This window comes from Paenibacillus sp. OV219 (genome assembly GCF_900110075.1).
Lineage (GTDB): Bacteria > Bacillota > Bacilli > Paenibacillales > Paenibacillaceae > Paenibacillus_Z.
Genome location: NZ_FOCJ01000017.1, coordinates 1 through 19,107 on the forward strand (window position 1 = coordinate 1; position 19,107 = coordinate 19,107).

Sequence of the window (19,107 nt, forward strand, 5' to 3'; positions counted from 1 at the left end):
GATGCCCTCCTTAAATGCCAATACCAGTATACAAAAAAGCCCCCATAGCCTAAACACCTTTTTTCAAAGTGTCCAGTCTATGGGGACCAGTTTACGCGGCATACCTTTTTTTTAATAATTTCAAAGTCATAACCGCCTGCTCCATCCGCAGCCTGTCAGCATAGGATGATCACATTACTGCACAATGGAGCTGATAAATTTGGCTGTAAAGATAGATGTGCTCATTCCGGCAATAGAGAAGGACCTGACGACTTTGCCCTATGTGATTAACGCTGTCCGCAAGCATGTGAAGCATCCAATTGGCCGTATTCACATCGTATCGCCGAAGCGGTCCCGGATCATCGCGATGTGCAAGCGCAAAGGCTGCCGGTTCGTGAACGAGAATACGGTTCTACCGATTACAAAGCGCGACATCATCTATCGTTCCAAGCGGTGGGAGCGTTCGGGTTGGCTGTTTCAGCAGCTGCTGAAGCTGAGCGGCGATAAGCTGTGCAGCTCGAAGTACTTCCTGACGATCGACGCTGATACAGTGCTCATTCGTCCCCATGTATTTCGGACCGCTGGCGGCAAGACCGTATTTTACAGCCGCAACTGGAGCCAGCCGGAATATTTTCGCACCTATCGCAAGCTAATGGGCAAGAAGAGGTCCGCACCAAGATCGCTCGTGGCCCACTATATGCTGTTCGAGAAGTCGAAGCTGCGGCGGATGAAGCGGATGATCGCAGCAAAGCACGGCACAAGCTGGTATCGGGCGATTATTCGCAGCATGGACCGTACGAAGCAGTTTGCCTTCTCCGAGTTTGAGACATACGGAAATTATGTGTACGCGGGCAATCCGAAGGGCGTGCTGCTGCGTAAAACGCTGAACCGCAGCTTCAATATGAGCATCTCGCGGATGTCGCAGAAGCGGATGCAGTCTCTATCGCGCAAATATCGCTCGCTCTCCTTCCATAAGCGCAAAGGCTACTCAAGAAAAACAAAGTCGGCTTCGAAAAGACGCTAACAGGCGCTTAGAAGGCGGATTGAAGGGGGCATAACGTTGCGAATTGTTCTGCTGTGCGGCGGCTCGGGGAAGCGGCTGTGGCCATTGTCGAATGAGATTAGGTCGAAAATCTTCCTGAAGCTGCTTCCTGTGAATGCTACGAACGCTGGCAGCGCGGATTCAGGCAAAGAGTCGATGATTCAGCGAGTGTGCCGGCAGCTGGAGGAAGCCGGACTACTGACCTTCGCTTCCGTTGTGGCGCATCAACGCCAGGAGGGAATTACGCAGCATCATATCGGCAATCGCATCCCGTTCATCGCGGAGCCGCATCGTCGCGGGACATTCCATGCCATTACGCTCGCTGCGGCGTATTTGCATGCGAAGCAGCTTGCTGGGATGGAGGAGACGATCTGCGTCATACCCGCGGATCTGTACGCAGACGTAGATTTTCTAAGTATGTTGTGCCAGTTTCCTTCCGTCCTTGCTGCGTCGGGAGCGGAGCTGGCTCTGCTCGGGGTGACGCCGGGGCATCCTTCTACTCAATTCGGCTACATTGTCCCAAAGCCGGATCAGACGGCTTCCTATTCCGCTTCTACCGCTTCTTCCGCCCCTCCAGCGGGCTATGCGATGGTCGAGCAGTTCACTGAGAAGCCTGATGAAGCGACTGCGGAGCAGCTCATCAACCGCGATGCGATGTGGAACTGCGGGATATTCGCTTTTTCACTCAAGTTCATACTGGATATTATGGCTCGCAAAGGGCTGCCGACGGACTATGACGAGCTGCTTGCCTGCTACGAGCAGCTTCCCGAGCAAAGCTTCGATGTCGAGGTTGTGGAGAAGACCGTATCGGCAGCAGTTATTCCCTATCACAGAGAGTGGAGGGATTTAGGCGATTGGAACGTGCTCCCGCATTACTTGGGAGGCTCGAAAATAGTAGGTGCAGGATCTGTCTCGAACGATTCAGCGGGTACGCACATTGTCAATGAATTGCAGCAGCCGATTCATGTCATCGGCGTGCCGAACATTATCGTCGCTGCCAGCTCGGATGGCATTCTTGTCGCTCACAAGCAGGCGGCGAACCGGATCAAGTCGATGCATCATGATGGTCAGCGGCTCATGTACGGTGAGGAGAGGTGGGGCAGCTACCGCGTTCTCAATTATTCGTTGCCTGAGCAAGGGCCTCAGACGATGACGAGATTAATTCAGCTGCTGCCGCTTAAAGCTATAAGCTATCATGCGCATAAGCAGCGGGAGGAGTACTGGACGATTCTATCCGGTACAGGGGAGTTTATTCTGGAGGCGGCCAGTCGCCAGGTGCAAGCCGGGGATATGCTGCATATCCCTGCCGGTGTGAAGCACGCGATACGTGCATTGTCGGCGCTTGAATATATTGAAGTGCAGATCGGCAACGAGCTGGATGAAAACGATGTGTCTCAGCTTGATGCAGATTGGGACAACATTGGACAACGAAACGGCCCAGGGGGACTTGCCCAGCCGTAAGCAGGAGCTTTGGCACTGAGCCGAAGGTCCTCTTTTTCTTTTGACAAGGAATATTCTTACATGCTATGTTAGGTTCAATGTGGATATAACAATGAAATTATTGCTGGAGGTCGTGCCATGTTAGTCGTGACAACAGAGGGGATTGCCGGATACCGTATAGAGAAGGTGCTTGGGCACACGTTTGGTGTCGTTGTGCGAAGTCGCGGACTTGGCGGGAATATTACTGCGTCCATTCGCAGCTTGTTCGGGGGGGAAATTAAAGAATATACGGAAATGATCGAGGACGCACGGAAGGCAGCCATTGATCGGATGATTAAGAATGCGCATGCGATGGGCGCGAACGCAATTATTATGATGCGCTTCGACTCAGGTGAGATCGGGCAGACGATGTCCGAGATCGTGGCGTACGGCACTGCCGTTGTGGCGGAGAGGGAGTAGTGATGGGATGCCCTACTTCCTGAGCGTTTATTTTGCCATACAGCTACTTATTGTCATCCTTGCGGTAGTAGGCACGCTTTGGTACCGTCGCAATCGTCTGGCGCAGCGGTCGAACCAACCGCCTAGAGGTTTTCAGCTCACAGATGAAATCTTCATTGATCCGACGACTGGAATTAAGCAGCAGGTGTGGTTTAACCCGCGTACGGGAGATCGGTTCTACCAAACGATAGACTCGTAGTCATTTTCTGCGACAGTAACGAAAAAAAGCGACAATCTAGATGGAGTGAGCAGATGGAATTTCTCATTTATTTTGCACAGTGCAGCGCTATTATCGTTGCTTATGTGTTCCTACTAAGATGGATCTACCCGTTCTATGAGCGATGTTCGCCGAAAGTACGGCCGATCCTCTCCGGGCTCATATTCACGATCATTGGAGTTGCGATTATGCAGAAGCCGCTTGATCTTACCCATGGCCTGCATATGGATGTACGGCATGTCAGCATTATTTTGTCAGGTGTATTTGGCGGGCCAATCTCCGTTCTAATTACGACACTTTGTATTGGGCTTTATCGGTTGTCGATGGGCGGGGAGCTCTTAACGCCCCTTGGATCGCTCATTGTTTCGGCATTCATAAGTGTCGCGGCTTACCGGGTGAAGCAGTGGCGCGAGGATTCATTCGATAAATACATATGGCTGTTCAGCTTCGCAATCGGCTTGCAAATTACGCTATGGTTCTATTTCTTCTCGCCGAATGAATCGTCTCATTACTACATGAATCATTTTTCCGTAACATTCACGCTGTTTCATACCGTTGCAATACCGCTCTATTACTCGTTAATTTCTCGGGAAATAAAGAGATTCTGGGCAGAGCGCTCCCTGGTGGAATATAAGGAGCATCTGGAGGAGCTCGTCGATGAGCGGACAAGCGAGCTTGTCGCCAATAACACGCAGCTGGTAGAGGCGAAGATGGCTGCAGAGGACGCAAGCCGTGCGAAGGGCGAGTTTCTTGCGAACATGAGTCATGAGATTCGGACGCCGATCAATGCGGTTATCGGGCTAAGCTATTTGCTGCAGCGAACGGAGCTTGCGCCTCTTCAGAAGCAGTATGTCGAGAAAACGCTCATATCGGCGAAGAACCTGAATACGCTCATCAATGATATTCTTGATTTTTCCAAGATCGAGTCCAAAAAGGTTGTGCTGGAGCAGGTCGACTTCGATCTGTATGAGGTGCTCAGCCAAATGTCGAAGCTGATCAGTGTTCGCGCGTATGATAAAGGGCTGAAGCTGCATTTTTCCATTCATCACGAAGTACCGCAAATGCTGTTAGGCGATCCGTTCCGGCTGAGTCAGATCCTGCTCAATCTATCGAATAATGCCGTGAAGTTTACCGAGCATGGGGAAGTTTCCTTTGAAGTTACGGTGTACGAGCGTTGCGAGCGCGGAATTGTGCTGCAATTTGCTGTAAGCGATACGGGAATCGGCATTACGGAGGAGCAGCAGGAGCGGCTGTTCCACGAATTTAGTCAAGCGGATATGTCGACGACGCGCAAGTACGGCGGTACAGGTCTTGGGCTTGTCATTAGCAAAAATCTCGTCGAGCTTATGGGCGGCACGATCGGAGTGGTGAGCGAAGCGGGGCAAGGCAGCAGCTTCACCTTCACGGCTAAGTTTGGCTATAGCTCAGGCGCGCTCTATTCGATGCACACTGCGAAGGCGCTGAAATATTTGAAGGTGCTGCTCGTCTGCGAGGATTCGGATATGCAGCTCGTTCTCAAAGGGCAGCTGGAGCAATTCCAGTTCATTGTGACCGTTGTGGAGCCCGGAGTTGATATTATCGAGCATATCTATAATCAAGGCGGTCGATATGACCTTGTCATTCTGGATTGGAAGCCAACGAACGAGGTGGCAATTCCACTCGCTGAACGAATTAAGCATGAATTTGCCAGATCGATACAAGTCATTGTTCTTATTACCGCGTATCACGATCCGGAGCTGCACCAAAGCTTGCAATCGTCTGTGATCGAGAAGGTTCTCTATTATCCGATCAGTCATTCCAATCTGTACAATGAGCTGATGGGGCTGTTCCATGAGCATTTTCTCACCAGCCAAGCCGCTGCTGCGGAAGAGGGAGAACATGCGGAGACATTCGCTTCGCTTAGCCATGCGCGTGTTCTGCTCGTGGAGGATAACGAGATTAACCAGCTCGTTGTCAAAGAAATTTTGCACGGCAAGCATATTCATGTCGAGGTAGCTGAAAATGGTGCCAAAGCGGTCGAGAAGGTGAAGCAGCAGCCGTTCGATGTGATCCTGATGGACCTGCAGATGCCGGTTATGGACGGCTATGAGGCGGCGCGGAGAATTAGGGAGATTCCGTATGCGAAGAGTACGCCAATCATTGCGATGACGGCTGATGCCATGAAAGGCGTCGAGGAGCAGGTGCTCGGGGCAGGGATGGATTTCTACGTGACGAAGCCGTTTGATCCGATGCAGGTGTTTAGTATTTTGCAGCGGTTTATACAGCGTAAGTAGCTGCCGTAGCGCCTATTCGCACGGGTAGCTGCTCTATGCGGAGTTAAGTCTGATGAACGAGCTGGCGCTCATGGCTCACGAAGCGCATAAATTACCCTCGAACGGCCACCGACGCAAGATGCGAAAAAGCTTAGAGTCCCCCATCGACTCTAAGCTTTTTCATGTATGATGGACTTTTTTTGCAATTGTTATTGTTACGGCTGCTAGCTAAGACTACTGGATTCTCATCATCTCAACTTCGTCTTTGCTTCCATTGGATGCCAATGGATCATTTTGAAGAGCTGCTCCTGCATGTAGGCAGGCGAATGGTTGAATCCACTCTCTACCCAGTGAAAAATAAGGCCGAGCAGCGCATGAATAGAGAACGCAGCCTGCAGATCCGGATCGATACCACTCTCGGAGTAGACCAGCTCCTCCATTGAGATCTGCTTTAGCGCCTGGAACATATGCTCCCGCAAACTTGTCGCGACGTTGCTCTGAAGCAGCGTGCTGTAGACGGCGGCATGTTCGTGAATGTGTTCAAAGATTTTAATCGAATTCGCGCTCATCTCGCTGATCCGAAATATCGCTTGATGCTCGTATGGGGCGCGAAACGACTTTAGCAGCTCTAGAATCAATTCGTGGATAATATCGCTCAGCAGCGCATCTTTATTGTCATAGTGTGTGTAAAAAGTGCCGCGGTTATAATCCGCCCGTTCGACAATGTCCGTAATGGAGACATCATCGTAGCCTCTTTCGGACATAAGCGTTAGTAGCGCTTGTTTCAGAGCGATTTTGCTTCGGACGATACGGCGGTCGATTTTCTTAGGTAGCTGGGACAAATTTCTTCACCTCGTTATTCAACATGGGGAATGGAACTGTTCGTTAGTTAACAAAGATAGCGCGTTTACTGATTGTTTGTCTTGTCACTTCTTTATTATACTTCAAATTAACAGGTGTATGTTTACTGAACATCTGTCTAATAACGGGAGGTAGATATTCATGAAACTTTCTGGCAAAGTAGCCGTTGTAACAGGAGCAGCATCTGGTATGGGAAAGGCAATTGCAGAGCTGTTCGCCGCTGAAGGCGCTAACGTGGTCGTGTCTGACATGCGCTTGGAAGCGGCGGAAACGGTAGTTGCAGGTATCATCGCAAATGGCGGAAATGCGCTAGCAGTTGCGGCGAACGTGGCAATTGAAGAGGACGTACAGCGTTTAGTTAATACGACGGTGGAGCAGTTTGGCACTGTTAATATTTTGATAAACAATGCAGGTATTATGGACAATATGGTTCCGGCAGGCGATCTGACGGACGAGCTGTGGGAGCGCGTATTCGCGGTCAACGCGACTGGGCCGATGCGCACCATCCGCAAGGTGCTGCCGATCTTCACAGAGCGTAAGAGCGGTGTAATTGTAAACATCGCATCTGTCGGCGGTCTCAATGGTTCGAGAGCCGGCACGGCTTATACGGCATCGAAGCATGCGGTTGTCGGCCTTACGAAGAACGTTGGCTTCCAATATGCAAACCAGGGTATTCGTTGTAACGCCATCGCTCCAGGCGGTGTGAACACCAATATCGGTACGACGATGTCAGCGCCGAATCCGCTCGGAATTGAGCGCGCGATGCTCGGTATGGGCATCAACCCACGCACGGGCGAGCCTGAGGAAATCGCGAAAGTTGCGCTGTTCCTCGCGTCTGATGATTCTGGCTTCGTGAACGGCACGGTCGTTACCGCCGATGCAGGCTGGACGGCGTATTAAGTGTAAAGGAATTTGGTTGTCCCGCAAGTCACAGTTGTGGCTTGTGGGGCGGCTTTTTTTTGTTGATTGGTCGGTCACGGGAGTAGGGCGAGTTGAGCGGGAATGCACATCTGTCAATAAAGTGGTCACTCGTCATTTCGGCCGGGATTGAGCTGCTGAGAGTCGGATTTTCCGTGTCTCGGAGCAGAACTACGGCTGGTTTTGAACTGAGAGTTGTGTATTCCGACTCTAAGCTTGCATAAGCCAGCGAAAATGGTGCTGAGAGAGCTAATATGCTCTCTCAGCACTAAAAACTAACAATGAAAACCAACGAGAGAAAATATACGTTCTCTCGGAGTAGGTCGAACCCACTCACCGCGCGAAAATGGTGCTGAGAGATCCAATATGCTCTCTCAGCACCAAAACTAACCCGAAAAACCAACGAGAGAACATATACGTTCTCTCGGAGCAAGTCGAATCCACTCTCCGCGCGAATGAGTGAGCGAATACGCTCTCTCGTGAACGAAAGTGACAGTTTGGTATGCTGAGAGAGCAAATAGGCTCTCTCAGCATACCAAATCGTAGAAGGGAAGCCTTCCCGCAGTGGCGAATTATAAGAGTAAAATACGCCTCGAGGTGATTACGATGCAAGACAATGTTTACATATACAATTACTCGCGTTGGGAGTCGCTGGCACAGGCGAAGGCGTTGTTCACGAGGCCGAAGCTGGATCTGACGCCGGATTCGGCGCGCGAGTATTTGGGTCTGGCGCGGCTCGGCATAGATCCCGCGGGAAAGCGAGTGCTCTGCCTGGCCAGCGGCGGAGGGCAGCAATCGGCTGCGTTCGCGCTGCTTGGCGCGGATGTGACCGTGTTTGACCTGTCACCGTCCCAGCTGGAGCGCGATCAAGCGGCGGCGGATCACTACGGGGTAACAATCCGCACACAGCAAGGTGATATGAGGGATTTAAGCTGCTTTGAGGCGAGTTCGTTCGACCTTGTCTGGCAACCGTACTCGCTCAATTTTGTACCGGATTCACGTGTCGTTTTTGAACAGGTATCCCGGATTCTCCAAGCGGACGGACTGTATTACTTCATGTGCGCGAACCCTTTCTTCGCCGGTTTGACCCATGAAGCATGGAACGGTGAGGGTTACACCTTGAAGCATAAGTACGAGGATGAACGCACCACATCGTACCCCGATCAAGAGTGGGTATACGACCAATCAGCAGCCCCTCGCCGAATTGAGCAGCCAGTGGAATATACGCAGACGTTGAGCCGTATGATGAACGCGCTAATTAAGGAAGGATTCCAGCTCGTTTATTTCGGCGAAATAACGAGTGATTATCCGGGTTCGGAGCCAGGAGACTGGGGGCATTTTACAAGTGTTGCTCCGCCGTGGATTGAGTCGGTTTGGCGGTACGCGCCAAGCGCACGTTAACACAGGTGTTTACCGTCATTCCCGCGCACAATCGCATGAGAACTAAAAAAGGTGTTTACTGTCATGTGCATTTGCACTAACAGTAAGCACCTTTTGTCTAATCATGGGCCTGCGAATCCTCGCGGAACCTTGCTGGCGTGACGTTCATCAAGCTGCGGAAGGTTCGCGAGAAGTAGTGCACAGAGCCGAATCCGGTCGTCTCGGCGATCTCTTTAATCGACTGCTCGGAATAGCGCAGCAGCTCGGCCGCTCTGCGCACGCGCTGCTTGCGGACATAGTTCGTATACGATTCGTTCACGCCGGAGGAGAAAAGACGGGAGAGATGACGCGGCGACAAATTAATCTGAGCGGCGACCTTATCCAGCGACAGCTCGTCATCACTTAGATTGTCGGTGATGAACAGCTTCGCCTGCCTCAGCAGCGCCGATGAGCTGCGCCGCGGTGCGATCCATTCTGCTTGAAGCGGCTTCACGAAAACGCCTGGCAGCGCGAGCAGCAGCGAGCACGCGACCTGTGGGAGCACCGCTTCCGGCAGCGACGGCGCATCGCCGCTGCGGCGCATAATGGATCGCCACAGCTGAGCGGCTGCGAGGTCATCGCCATCGTACACGACAACGGTGTCCGACTCCGCCATCGCTTGATACACAGCACGCATCGCCTCTGAGCTGCTGCTCTCGTCAAGCTCGAATGCAACGTAGAAGATCGCAAGCTCCGGATCGCATTGAATCGTATGGTTAATGCCCGGGCGCGAACAGAACAAGGTGCCGCTCCGAAGCTCATATGTCGTGCCGTCATCTGTATAGGTGCCCTGTCCGCCAAGCACATAACAAATTTCGAAGAAGGAATGCTTATGTAGGAAGTTGGAGGTTAACTGTTCGTTTACACCCCAATAATGAACGGTGAACACGGCATCCGACGATTTCAGCCGAAGAGCATATTGATTTAACCACGTATCGCTTTCATTCCATAGAAACATAGCAGCATCTCCTAACTAATCATTGATGGCGTGAAAAGACAAAAAGCTGGCTTCTCTCTCTAAAGACCGAAACCCCTTGATTCTACTACAATAAAGCCATAAGAAATTAACTAATCTCACGGAGGGATGTAACATGATTACACCACAAGATGTAGATTTTTACAACGAGAATGGCTATTTGTTAGTAAAGGGAGTCTTCAATAAACAAGAGATCGAAGAGATGCGCGCAGCAGTCGACAAGATTATTGACCGCGCCTCACGGGCGAATATGGATCAGAACCATCAATGGCAGGGCGACTTCCTCCCTGCGGAAGAGCTGAAGAAGCTTGTGCTGAAAGGCTTCCACGACGTACAGTACCATGACGCCGCTTTCCTGCGCGCAATGGCGCATCCGAATATGACGGCTGTATTGTCGCAGCTCATCGGTCCGAATGTACAGCTTCACCATTCCAAAATGCTCGTGAAGCCGCCGGAGAACGGCGCTGCATTCCCGATGCATCAGGATCAGCCGTACTTCCCGCACGAGAATCACACGATGCTTGCCGCAAGCGTGCATATGGACGATGCCGATATCGAGAATGGCTGCCTCCATGTCATTCCAGGCTCCCACAAGCAAGGTCCGCTGCAGCATGTTGGCAGACATTATCTGAATGCCAAAGAATATCCGGTCTCTGAAGGTACGCCTTGTATTGCAGAAGCAGGCGACGTGCTGTTCTTCAACTACTTGACGATTCATGGTTCGCCTGCGAACAAGAGCGAGCGGACTCGCCGCAATGTACTGTACCAGTACCGCAGCGCGACAGACTTCCCAACGAACCGTGAACACATCAATTGGGGAAGCGGCATTATGGTGTGCGGTGAGAATCCGAACTTTAACAAAGCAAGACCTGAATTTAATCTCGTATAATTCGCTTAGATGGATTTCTAGCAAGCCGGCATGTGCGCATGATGCGCCATGTCGGCTTGTTTATTTTGGTATGCGATTTTCTTCACATGGATTTCATTTATGGATGCTATTGTGAAGCGTGTAACAACAAATAGAGAGGTGGAATTTTAACCTTATGGAACGTTCTAGTATTAAATTAATGGCTGCAGCGATGCTGCTCTCGGTCATGCTGGCCGGATGCGGCGCGAAGGATGAAGGCCAGCCAGCAAATAATGGACAAGCGGCTGTCAGTAACGTGGGTAATAGCGCAAGCGGCAGCGGACCGGTACAGCCGGACCGTACGTCGGACTTCTTTGCTAAAGTAGTCAGCGTCTCGGATAACACCATTGTTGTGCAAAAATCGACGACGAAGCCAAGTGACATGCCGCAAGGAGGCGGTTTTGGCGGCGGAGGTGGCGGTCAGCGTCCAAAAGGTGATGGGAAACAGACTGGCGATAACGGAAATGCACCATCGGCAGATTTTCAGGCACCGGCGGATGGGGACCAGCCTGCTGATGGTGGTGCTGAGCCTCCGGCGGGCGCCGCGCAAGGCGGCCAGAACGGACAAGCCGGAGCAGGCAATGGCCGCGGGGGCAATCGCCAAGGCGGTGGCCGGTTTGGAGGCGGTGGCTTCATGAACCAAATGAAGTATGAAGATGCTCAAACTTCGGTCGCAGTCGATACCGATACGAAGATTGTATCTATCAGTCGCGGGCAAGACGGCATGACGACGAATACGCTGCAAGCTGCTGATCTGAAGGCGGGCGACGTCCTTTCGGTATGGCTCGCGTCCGACAATACAACGGCACAATACATCATGCTCCGGTTTAATCCGGCTGATATGCAAGGACAAGGAAAGGCAGGAAACGGACAATGAGAAAATGGTGGGTGCTTGGCATCGGCGCGCTGCTCGTTGCGGCAGCGGTTGTTGTCTACTTAAAGATGGACAAGAAAGAAGAACCGGTTGCGCAAGCCCAAGCGACGACTCAAGTTGTGAAAGGTACAATTGATGTCAGCGTGAGCGGAACAGGCAGCTTGGCGCCGGTTGAGCGTGAAACGATTAAGGGAAGCGAGCAAGGCACGGTAGATAAAGTGTATGTTAAGGAAGGCGACATCGTTAAGAAGGGCGATGTGCTGCTCTCCATTGAAGGTGAAGACAATTCCGATAAGATCAAGTCGGAGCAAGTGAACCTCGAGAGTAAGAAGCTCGACCTGCAAGATACTCAATCGAAGTTGAAGTCTGCGACGGATGAGAACGATATCGCCAGCATTAAGCTGAATCTGAAGAAGCAGCAGTTGTCGATCGACCAGTCGAACGAGACGATTGCTGATTTGGAGGAGGCGCAAGACGGTGACACAGTCATTGCGCCGATTGCCGGCAAAGTAACAACATTGTCTGTTCTGGTAGGCGACTCGCTCAGCCCATCGACGGAATTGATGGAAATTGCGGATTTTGAACATTTGCAAATCGCGGTCGGCATTGACGAGCTTGATATTGCAAAGGTAAAAGTCGGCCAAAGCGCGACAGTATCTGTAGAAGCGATTACGAATAAGACATTTACAGGTAAAGTAACGAAGATCGCTGACGAAGGTACGTCGAGCAACGGTGTTGCATCCTTCGACGTAACGGTAGCGATTGATAAGCCAGGCGAGCTGAAAAGCGGCATGTCGGCTGAGGCGAGCATTCAGATCGAGAAGAAAGAAAATACGCTCATGCTTCCAATAGACGCTGTTCAATCGCTCGGCAACCGTTATATGGTTATTTTGCCAGCAGGCACAACAGGCACAACAGGTAAAGGCCAAGGCGCAGCTGGCACTGGCACTGGTACTGAAAAAGGTGATGCGGGAGCTGGCCAAGGTGCACAACCAGGAGCAACGAGCGGTGGCACGAGAGGTCAAGGCAGCTTTAGCGGCCAAGGAGCACCAGGCGGCCAAAATGGTCAAACCGGTCGTACAGGTTCAAGAGGTAATTTTGCTAGCCGATTCGGCGGCGGTGTTCCAACTATGATTGAAGTCGGTATTCATAATGAAGATTATATCGAAATTCTTTCCGGACTGAAGGAAGGCGACCGTGTCGTTGTTCCAACGGTGGTCACTTCAACCACTAATCAGCAGCAGCAGAACTTCGGAGCCGGTGGCTTCGGTGGAGGCTTTGGCGGAGGCGGCTTCGGCGGTGGAGGCGGCGGTACATTCCGTGCAGCAAGCGGAGGCGGTGGCCAAGGCCAACGTACAACAAGCGGAGGTGGCGGAGGCGGCACTGGCGGCGGAGGAGGTTCGCGGTAATGGAAGCTAAACCTCTTATCCAGATTGAGACGCTCTCCAAGCAGTATAAGATGGGCGGCGAAACGGTTCATGCGTTAAGCGACATATCGCTGCGTATCAACTATGGCGACTTTATAGCCATTATCGGACCATCCGGCTCCGGCAAGTCGACGCTAATGAACGTCATTGGCTGCCTCGATGCGCCGACCGAAGGCAAGTATTGGCTTGATGGCGAGGAGGTGAGCCGGCTTCGTGAGAGTCGGCTTGCCGAAATTCGTAACAGGAAGATCGGATTTATTTTTCAAGGCTTTAACCTGCTGAACAAGCTCTCTGCGCTTGAGAACGTGGAGCTGCCGCTTATTTATCGCGGCGTTCCGGCGAAGCAGCGTAAGGAGCAGGCAATTGAGGCGCTGACGAAGGTCGGTTTGGGGGAGCGCGTGAAGCATAAACCAAGCGAGCTCTCCGGTGGTCAGCAGCAGAGGGTGGCGATCGCCCGCGCGCTTGCCGGCAATCCGCCGATTCTGCTCGCGGATGAGCCGACAGGGGCGCTCGATACGCGCACAGGCGCAGAAGTCATGCAGCTCATGAAAGAGCTCAACCAGCAAGGACATACGATTATTTTAATTACGCATGATATTGAAATTTCCAAGCAGGCTAAGCGCGTCGTGCGCATTCAAGACGGTCAAATAAGCGAAGAAGGCGGTGAGAGACGTGAACCTCAGTCAAGCCTTCAAAATGGCGGCTAAAAGCATTCTCGCCAACAAGATGAGGTCACTCCTCACCATGCTTGGCATCATTATTGGCGTGGCCGCGGTTATCGCGCTCGTCGGCGTCGGTCAAGGGACAACGAAACAGGTTACCGACCAGGTCGAGAGCCTCGGTACGAATCTTCTCACCGTCAACATTACGGGCCGCGGCTCCAAGACGACGGTGGATTATAAAGAAGCGGAAGAAATTACGAACAAGGACGACATCGCCTTCGCTGCGCCCCTCAATCAGCAGAGCGCGACCATTAAGAACGGCAGTGAGAGCACGACTGTCAGCGTTGTCGGCACGACGGCCGATTACCTCGATGTGAAGGAGTACAGCTTGGCGCAAGGCCGCTTCGTTGCACAAATTGACCTCGATTACTATCAGCGGATTGCGGTGCTTGGCTCGACGACCGCGACGGATCTGTACGGTTCTGCGAACGCGGTTGGGCAAACTTTTCTCATTAATGGCGTGCGGTACAAGGTCGTCGGTGTGCTTGCGTCCAAGGGCAGCTCGCTCACAGGTTCTAACGATGAAGTGGTCATTATTCCAATTACGACGTCCGAACGATTGTTTAAATCCAAAGGGGTTAAGACGATCAACGTTCAAGTGGCGGAAGCGGACAAGATGGACCAAGTTGTAACGGAGCTTGAAACCGCGCTCAGCAAAAAATTCCGCGGCGATACAGACAGCTACCGCGTCTTCAATCAGCAGGATTTGCTCGACTCGTTCAGCAGCATATCCGATACGCTGTCATTGGCGCTCGGCGGCGTTGCTGCGATCTCGCTGCTTGTCGGTGGCATCGGCATTATGAATATTATGCTCGTATCGGTTACCGAGCGGACGAGGGAGATTGGTATTCGCAAAGCGATTGGCGCGAAGAAGCGGGATATTCTGACCCAATTCCTTATTGAAGCGATTGCGCTTAGCGGTCTAGGGGGATTACTTGGCGTCGGCATTGGTATCGGCACGGCCCAAGTGCTGTCCAAGGCGATGTCGATGACGGTCGTCTTGTCGCTGCCGATTATCGGCCTCGCATTCGGCTTCTCGGTCTTCATCGGCGTCGTGTTCGGGCTGTTCCCAGCGAACAAAGCATCGAATCTGCGTCCGATTGAGGCGCTGCGTTTCGAATAACCACAGATGGAACAAGTTCGGATTGGCGCAGACAGCGCCTTCCGATGCTTGTTTCATTTTTTTTATATCCCAGCGCTTTTTTTATATTTCATTCCCGAGCACAGTCTATTAAAGTAGCGTTATAACGGTAATTTAATCGAGAGAGGTGCTAGGCTTGAAGCAGAAGTTTACTTATGTCGCGCCGGCAAACGGCTACCCGGAATGGAATAATAATCCTGAACTATTCGCACTCAATCGGATGAAAGCGCATGCGTCGCTGATGCCTTTCGATTCTGTAGAAGAAGCGCTTAAAGGCGATCGTGCAGCTTCATCCAGCTGCTTGTCCTTGAACGGTATGTGGAAATTTGCTTTTGCGGAGACGCCTTCTCAGCGGATCGTCAATTTCTATGAAGAGGGCTACAACACTTCCGATTGGGCAGAAATCAAAGTGCCTGCACATTGGCAGCTCCAAGGCTATGATTACCCGCAGTATACGAATATTCGCTATCCGTGGGAAGAGTCGGAGCCTGAGCTGATGCCACCTTTTGCACCAACCAAATACAATCCTGTCGGCTCCTACGTCCGCAGCTTCACCGTGCCTGAGGATTGGGCGGGACAGCCGGTGTTCATCAGCTTCCAGGGAGTTGAATCGGCGTTCTACGTATGGGTCAACGGCGATCTTGTAGGCTATAGCGAGGATACATTCACACCGGCTGAATTCGATCTGACGCCATATTTGCGCGCGGGCGAGAACAAGCTAGCGGTGGAAGTGTACCGTTGGTGCGATGCAAGCTGGCTGGAGGATCAGGATTTCTGGCGGATGAGTGGAATCTTCCGTGATGTTTACTTGTATACGACTCCTAAGGCGCATATCTATGATTTCTTCGTGCTTACGGAGCTAGATGAGGCTTACCAGGACGCGGAGCTGAAGCTGAAGGCGACCATTACAAACTACTGGGAAACGCAGCTTGGCACGGTCACAGTGGAAGCGCAGCTGTATGACAGCGAGCATAACCCGGTGCTGGCCCAACCGCTTGTAGTGACGACGACACTCGGCGCAAGCGAAGCGGAAGTGGAGATCGATGCATCTGTTCCTGTTGCGAATCCGCTCAAGTGGAGTGCAGAAGAGCCGAACTTGTACACGCTCGTCATTAGCTTGAAGGACCATGAGCAGCAATTGCTTGAGACGATCAGCTCGCGTGTTGGCTTCCGTAAATTCGAGATCAAAGACGGTCTTATGCTCATTAATGGCAAGCGCATCGTATTCAAAGGTACGAACCGTCATGAGTTCTCTTGCCGCACAGGACGTGCGCTTGAGCTGCAGGACATGATTACGGACATTAAGCTGATGAAGCTCTACAACATCAATGCAGTTCGTACATCGCACTACCCGAACCAACCGGTATGGTACGAGCTATGTAACGAGTATGGCCTGTACGTCATCGACGAGGCGAATTTGGAGACGCACGGCAGCTGGTCGTACGATCAGTTGGAGCTTGTGCCGAAGAATGTGCCAGGAAGCAATCCGGCGTGGACAGCGAATGTGCTTGATCGGGCGAATTCGATGCTGCAGCGCGATAAGAACCATCCGTCCATCGTCATGTGGTCGCTTGGCAACGAGTCGTTCGGCGGAGAGAACTTTGTGCATATGCATGATTTTCTGCGTGAAGCGGATCCTTCCCGAATCGTTCACTATGAAGGCGTCACGATGTGGAGAGATTCAGCTGCAGCCACAGATGTGGAGAGCTATATGTATGCGAAGCCGCACAAGCTGGTAGAGTATGCGCATGATTTCCGTCCAAAGAAGCCATACATTCTATGCGAATACACGCATGCGATGGGTAATTCCTGCGGCGGGCTCCATATCTATACTGAGCTGTTTGACAAGTATCCGGTGCTGCAGGGCGGCTTTATATGGGACTGGGTCGACCAAGCGATCTGGGTGGAAAGCGAAGACGGCAGCGGCGGGCATCTAGCTTATGGCGGCGATTTCGGAGAGAAGCCTCACGATGGCAACTTCTGCGGCAATGGGCTTATCTTTGCAGATCGCAGTGTGACACCGAAGCTTGTTGAAGTGAAGAAATGTTATCAAAATATAGATGTTACTGCTGTTGATCTATCAAAAGGTATTATCAGCGTCCGGAACAAATCACTCTTCACGAATGTAGATCGTTATACGCTGCAATGGTCGGTGGCAGTTGACGGAGTGGTATCGGAGGCCAATTCAGGAAGCCTGTCCGTATCCGTTGCTCCTGGCGAGACGCAGGAAGTGGCGCTGCCGTTGCTGGCGAACAATGAAGGCGAAGCCGTGTTGACGATCAGCTTTGTAACGAAGGAAGCGTCTGCATGGGCGGAAGCAGGCCATGAAGTGGCGTTCGAGCAGTTCATCCTGCCGGCGGCTGAGCAAGCGGTAGCTGCTGTAAAGCGTAAGGAGAGCAGTGGTGCAGTACAGGCGGTTGAAACCGCAGCAGCATTAGCTGTAAGCGGTGCAGACTTCTCTGCAACCTTCGACAAGGCGACAGGCAGTCTCGTTTCCTATCAAGTACGCGGTGCGGAGCTGCTGAAAGAGGCGGTTACGCCTAACTTCTGGCGCGCTTACACCGATAATGATCGCGGCAACAAGCATCATGAGCGTTGCGCAACGTGGCGCAGTGCGGGCGAGGAGAAGGTACTTCGCGAGCTGAGCTGGGATGCGATGCCGGATCGTGTCATCGTTCAGGCATCCTATCTCCTTCCCACGACTTCGGCATCCCAGTGCACGGTTACGTACACGGTTTCTGGCAGCGGAGCAATAGAAGTCGCCCTACAGCTCGCTCCAGGTGAGAGCTTGCCGGAAATTCCGGAGGTGGGCATGATGCTTGTCATGGACAGCTCCTATGACGAATTAGAATGGTATGGCAAAGGGCCGGAGGAATCGTATTGGGACCGTCAATCCGGCGTGAAGCTAGGCTTGTACAAAGGCAAGGTTCAGGAGCAATTCGTTCCATATCTTCGTCCACAGGAATGCGGCAACAAGATGGCTGTGCGCCGCGCTGCAATTACTGTTGGTAAGGGAACCGGACTGCAAATTACAGGGTCGCCTACTTTCGAGCTGAATGTGCTTCCGTATACACCGTTTGAGCTGGAGGCGTATGATCATGCACATCTGCTGCCTGCTAGCGATAAGACAGTCGTGCGGATTAACTACAGACAGATGGGTGTTGGCGGCGACGATAGCTGGGGCGCAATGCCGCATCCGCAGTATCTGCTTCAAACGAATCGGACTTATGCATTCTCGTTTACGATTCAAGGGAAATAAGCGGCTCAAGTGAGAAAAAGCGTCCCGGCGAGTTTGTTGTATGTGTTCCATACAATAAACGGGCTGGGACGCTTTATTTTTAACAAATTAATTATCAATAATGACCTTCTGGCCTTCTGTGATGCCTTGCTTAATCTCAACTTGATCGTTTGTTTTCAGTCCGACTTCGACATCGACCTCTTTCACCCGGTCGTTGTCGATCGTCTCAATGTAGTTGCGTCCGAACATGGTTTGGAGTGCGTCACGTGGAATGACAAGCACATTATCGCGTTTCTCGATAAACAGCTTAATATCAGCCATTGTTCCGATCTGTACTTGTGGTTTCGGTGCATCCATCGCAATAATTAGTGCTCGCGCGTTTCGGCGCTGAATGCTTTCGACATCACTTTTTGGCGCAGATGCTGGCGTTTGAATGACTTTTCCTTTATACGTCTTGTCATCGAATGTCAAAGCGACCTCGATGCCCGGCTTCACGGCGCTGATCTTGCTGACGTCTGTTGCTTCATAGACGAAGTTCACTTTACTCGGATTGGATATGACGGCCATAACACGCTGTGCTTCGACGGCTTCCCCTGGCTTCATTTCATTCAGGTAAGTAATGATGCCATCTAAGGGGGCTAGCAGCAGTGCCTTCGCGTACCGCTTCTCGAGAGATCCGAGCTGAAGCTGTTCCTTCTCGAGATCTATCTTGGCAAATTGGATTTGGTCCTTGTCTGCGCCATTCTTCACGGCATCCGAATATTGAAGAGAACGCTGTTCCACAGTGAGCTTCTGCAGCTTGATCTGCAATGGCAGGTCGCCGGTGTCGATCTCGGCAATCGGATCGCCCTTCTTCACTTTATCGCCTTCCTGGACATGCAGCTTCTTCAATATCCCTCCGGACTCAGTGAAGGAGACATTGTTGTTCGTATCGGATGAAGCGGTTGCAATAGAAGTCAGATATAACTCCATGTTGCCGCGTGTAACGACGGCAGTATCGTGGACTTCTTCTTTCTTCGCAAGGATGGGCGGCTGGAGCGCTTCTTCTTCAGCTGGCAGCAAGGAGCAGCCGCTAAGCAGCGATACTGCAATTGTGCCGGCTAATGTGAGTCGCAGCAAGGAACCTCGGTGGCTGCGGCTTCTGGAACGTCGAGTTTGCACTATGAAATTCTCCCCTTCGTTGGGATTGCATTTAA

16 protein-coding genes are annotated in these 19,107 nt (G+C 52.0%); 13 read left to right on the forward strand and 3 right to left on the reverse strand.

All coding sequences use genetic code 11. The features are described 5' to 3' along the window. Positions 1-184 precede the first annotated feature (184 nt). The 5 genes from BMY11_RS26985 to BMY11_RS27005 all read left to right on the forward strand — a co-directional run bounded on the left by BMY11_RS26985 (position 185) and on the right by BMY11_RS27005 (position 5,449). Complete coding sequence (locus tag BMY11_RS26985; protein WP_090583307.1) at positions 185-1,003, forward strand: DUF6492 family protein; 819 nt, start codon at positions 185-187, stop codon at positions 1,001-1,003. A gap of 36 nt (positions 1,004-1,039) precedes the next feature. After that, positions 1,040-2,482, forward strand: a complete 1,443-nt coding sequence (locus BMY11_RS26990; RefSeq protein ID WP_090583309.1) for a sugar phosphate nucleotidyltransferase — start codon at positions 1,040-1,042, stop codon at positions 2,480-2,482. A 117-nt stretch (positions 2,483-2,599) separates the two neighbouring features. After that, positions 2,600-2,920: a heavy metal-binding domain-containing protein gene (locus BMY11_RS26995; protein ID WP_090583311.1), complete on the forward strand. Its 321-nt coding sequence runs from the start codon at positions 2,600-2,602 to the stop codon at positions 2,918-2,920. A gap of 7 nt (positions 2,921-2,927) precedes the next feature. Further along, entirely contained in the window at positions 2,928-3,158 is a 231-nt protein-coding gene (locus BMY11_RS27000; protein WP_090583313.1) for a hypothetical protein, read from the forward strand. Positions 3,159-3,211: 53 nt separating this feature from the next. Next, a complete protein-coding gene (locus BMY11_RS27005) occupies positions 3,212-5,449 on the forward strand; it encodes a response regulator (protein WP_090583315.1) in 2,238 nt (745 codons plus the stop codon). A gap of 227 nt (positions 5,450-5,676) precedes the next feature. On the opposite strand, the gene BMY11_RS27010 is transcribed toward BMY11_RS27005, so the two are convergent. Continuing rightward, the gene (locus BMY11_RS27010) at positions 5,677-6,270 is read right to left on the reverse strand and encodes a TetR/AcrR family transcriptional regulator (RefSeq protein WP_256217799.1); all 594 of its coding nucleotides are present in this window, start codon (positions 6,268-6,270) and stop codon (positions 5,677-5,679) included. 160 nt (positions 6,271-6,430) lie between these two features. On the opposite strand from BMY11_RS27010, the gene BMY11_RS27015 reads away from it, so the two are divergent. Beyond that, positions 6,431-7,189, forward strand: a complete 759-nt coding sequence (locus BMY11_RS27015; RefSeq protein WP_090583317.1) for an SDR family oxidoreductase — start codon at positions 6,431-6,433, stop codon at positions 7,187-7,189. Between the two features lie 582 nt (positions 7,190-7,771). After that, positions 7,772-8,608, forward strand: a complete 837-nt coding sequence (locus BMY11_RS27020) for a class I SAM-dependent methyltransferase (protein ID WP_090583320.1) — start codon at positions 7,772-7,774, stop codon at positions 8,606-8,608. A gap of 97 nt (positions 8,609-8,705) precedes the next feature. Here BMY11_RS27020 and BMY11_RS27025 read toward each other — a convergent pair whose 3' ends face one another. Beyond that, positions 8,706-9,584, reverse strand: coding sequence for an AraC family transcriptional regulator (locus BMY11_RS27025; protein ID WP_090583322.1), 879 nt, complete (start codon positions 9,582-9,584; stop codon positions 8,706-8,708). A gap of 133 nt (positions 9,585-9,717) precedes the next feature. On the opposite strand from BMY11_RS27025, the gene BMY11_RS27030 reads away from it, so the two are divergent. From BMY11_RS27030 to BMY11_RS27055, 6 genes are all read left to right on the forward strand, one after another. Beyond that, entirely contained in the window at positions 9,718-10,491 is a 774-nt protein-coding gene (locus BMY11_RS27030) for a phytanoyl-CoA dioxygenase family protein (protein ID WP_090583324.1), read from the forward strand. A 154-nt stretch (positions 10,492-10,645) separates the two neighbouring features. Further along, positions 10,646-11,386, forward strand: coding sequence for a hypothetical protein (locus tag BMY11_RS27035; RefSeq protein WP_090583327.1), 741 nt, complete (start codon positions 10,646-10,648; stop codon positions 11,384-11,386). Beyond that, a complete protein-coding gene (locus BMY11_RS27040; RefSeq protein WP_090583329.1) occupies positions 11,383-12,792 on the forward strand; it encodes an efflux RND transporter periplasmic adaptor subunit in 1,410 nt (469 codons plus the stop codon). Before BMY11_RS27035 ends, BMY11_RS27040 begins: the two co-directional genes overlap by 4 nt. Then, complete coding sequence (locus tag BMY11_RS27045) at positions 12,792-13,517, forward strand: ABC transporter ATP-binding protein (RefSeq protein ID WP_090583332.1); 726 nt, start codon at positions 12,792-12,794, stop codon at positions 13,515-13,517. The genes BMY11_RS27040 and BMY11_RS27045 overlap by 1 nt, the downstream gene beginning before the upstream one ends. Then, a complete protein-coding gene (locus tag BMY11_RS27050) occupies positions 13,483-14,655 on the forward strand; it encodes an ABC transporter permease (protein WP_090583334.1) in 1,173 nt (390 codons plus the stop codon). Before BMY11_RS27045 ends, BMY11_RS27050 begins: the two co-directional genes overlap by 35 nt. A gap of 154 nt (positions 14,656-14,809) precedes the next feature. Next, positions 14,810-17,932 carry a beta-galactosidase, LacZ type gene (locus BMY11_RS27055; RefSeq protein ID WP_177182847.1) on the forward strand — a complete coding sequence of 1,041 codons (3,123 nt, stop codon included), beginning with the start codon at positions 14,810-14,812 and terminating at the stop codon, positions 17,930-17,932. Between the two features lie 87 nt (positions 17,933-18,019). Here BMY11_RS27055 and BMY11_RS27060 read toward each other — a convergent pair whose 3' ends face one another. Next, positions 18,020-19,072 (reverse strand): efflux RND transporter periplasmic adaptor subunit, encoded by a 1,053-nt coding sequence (locus BMY11_RS27060; RefSeq protein ID WP_090583336.1) that lies wholly within the window; start codon positions 19,070-19,072, stop codon positions 18,020-18,022. Positions 19,073-19,107: the final 35 nt, after the last annotated feature.

Coding starts and splice junctions, on each gene's coding strand:
- BMY11_RS27035 (WP_090583327.1), top strand. CDS start 10,646: ATGGAACGTTCTAGTATTAAATTAATGGCTGCAGCGATGCTGCTCTCG.
- BMY11_RS27040 (WP_090583329.1), top strand. CDS start 11,383: ATGAGAAAATGGTGGGTGCTTGGCATCGGCGCGCTGCTCGTTGCGGCA.
- BMY11_RS27025 (WP_090583322.1), bottom strand. CDS start 9,584: ATGTTTCTATGGAATGAAAGCGATACGTGGTTAAATCAATATGCTCTT.
- BMY11_RS26985 (WP_090583307.1), top strand. CDS start 185: ATGGAGCTGATAAATTTGGCTGTAAAGATAGATGTGCTCATTCCGGCA.
- BMY11_RS26995 (WP_090583311.1), top strand. CDS start 2,600: ATGTTAGTCGTGACAACAGAGGGGATTGCCGGATACCGTATAGAGAAG.
- BMY11_RS27045 (WP_090583332.1), top strand. CDS start 12,792: ATGGAAGCTAAACCTCTTATCCAGATTGAGACGCTCTCCAAGCAGTAT.
- BMY11_RS27005 (WP_090583315.1), top strand. CDS start 3,212: ATGGAATTTCTCATTTATTTTGCACAGTGCAGCGCTATTATCGTTGCT.
- BMY11_RS27000 (WP_090583313.1), top strand. CDS start 2,928: ATGCCCTACTTCCTGAGCGTTTATTTTGCCATACAGCTACTTATTGTC.
- BMY11_RS27030 (WP_090583324.1), top strand. CDS start 9,718: ATGATTACACCACAAGATGTAGATTTTTACAACGAGAATGGCTATTTG.
- BMY11_RS27015 (WP_090583317.1), top strand. CDS start 6,431: ATGAAACTTTCTGGCAAAGTAGCCGTTGTAACAGGAGCAGCATCTGGT.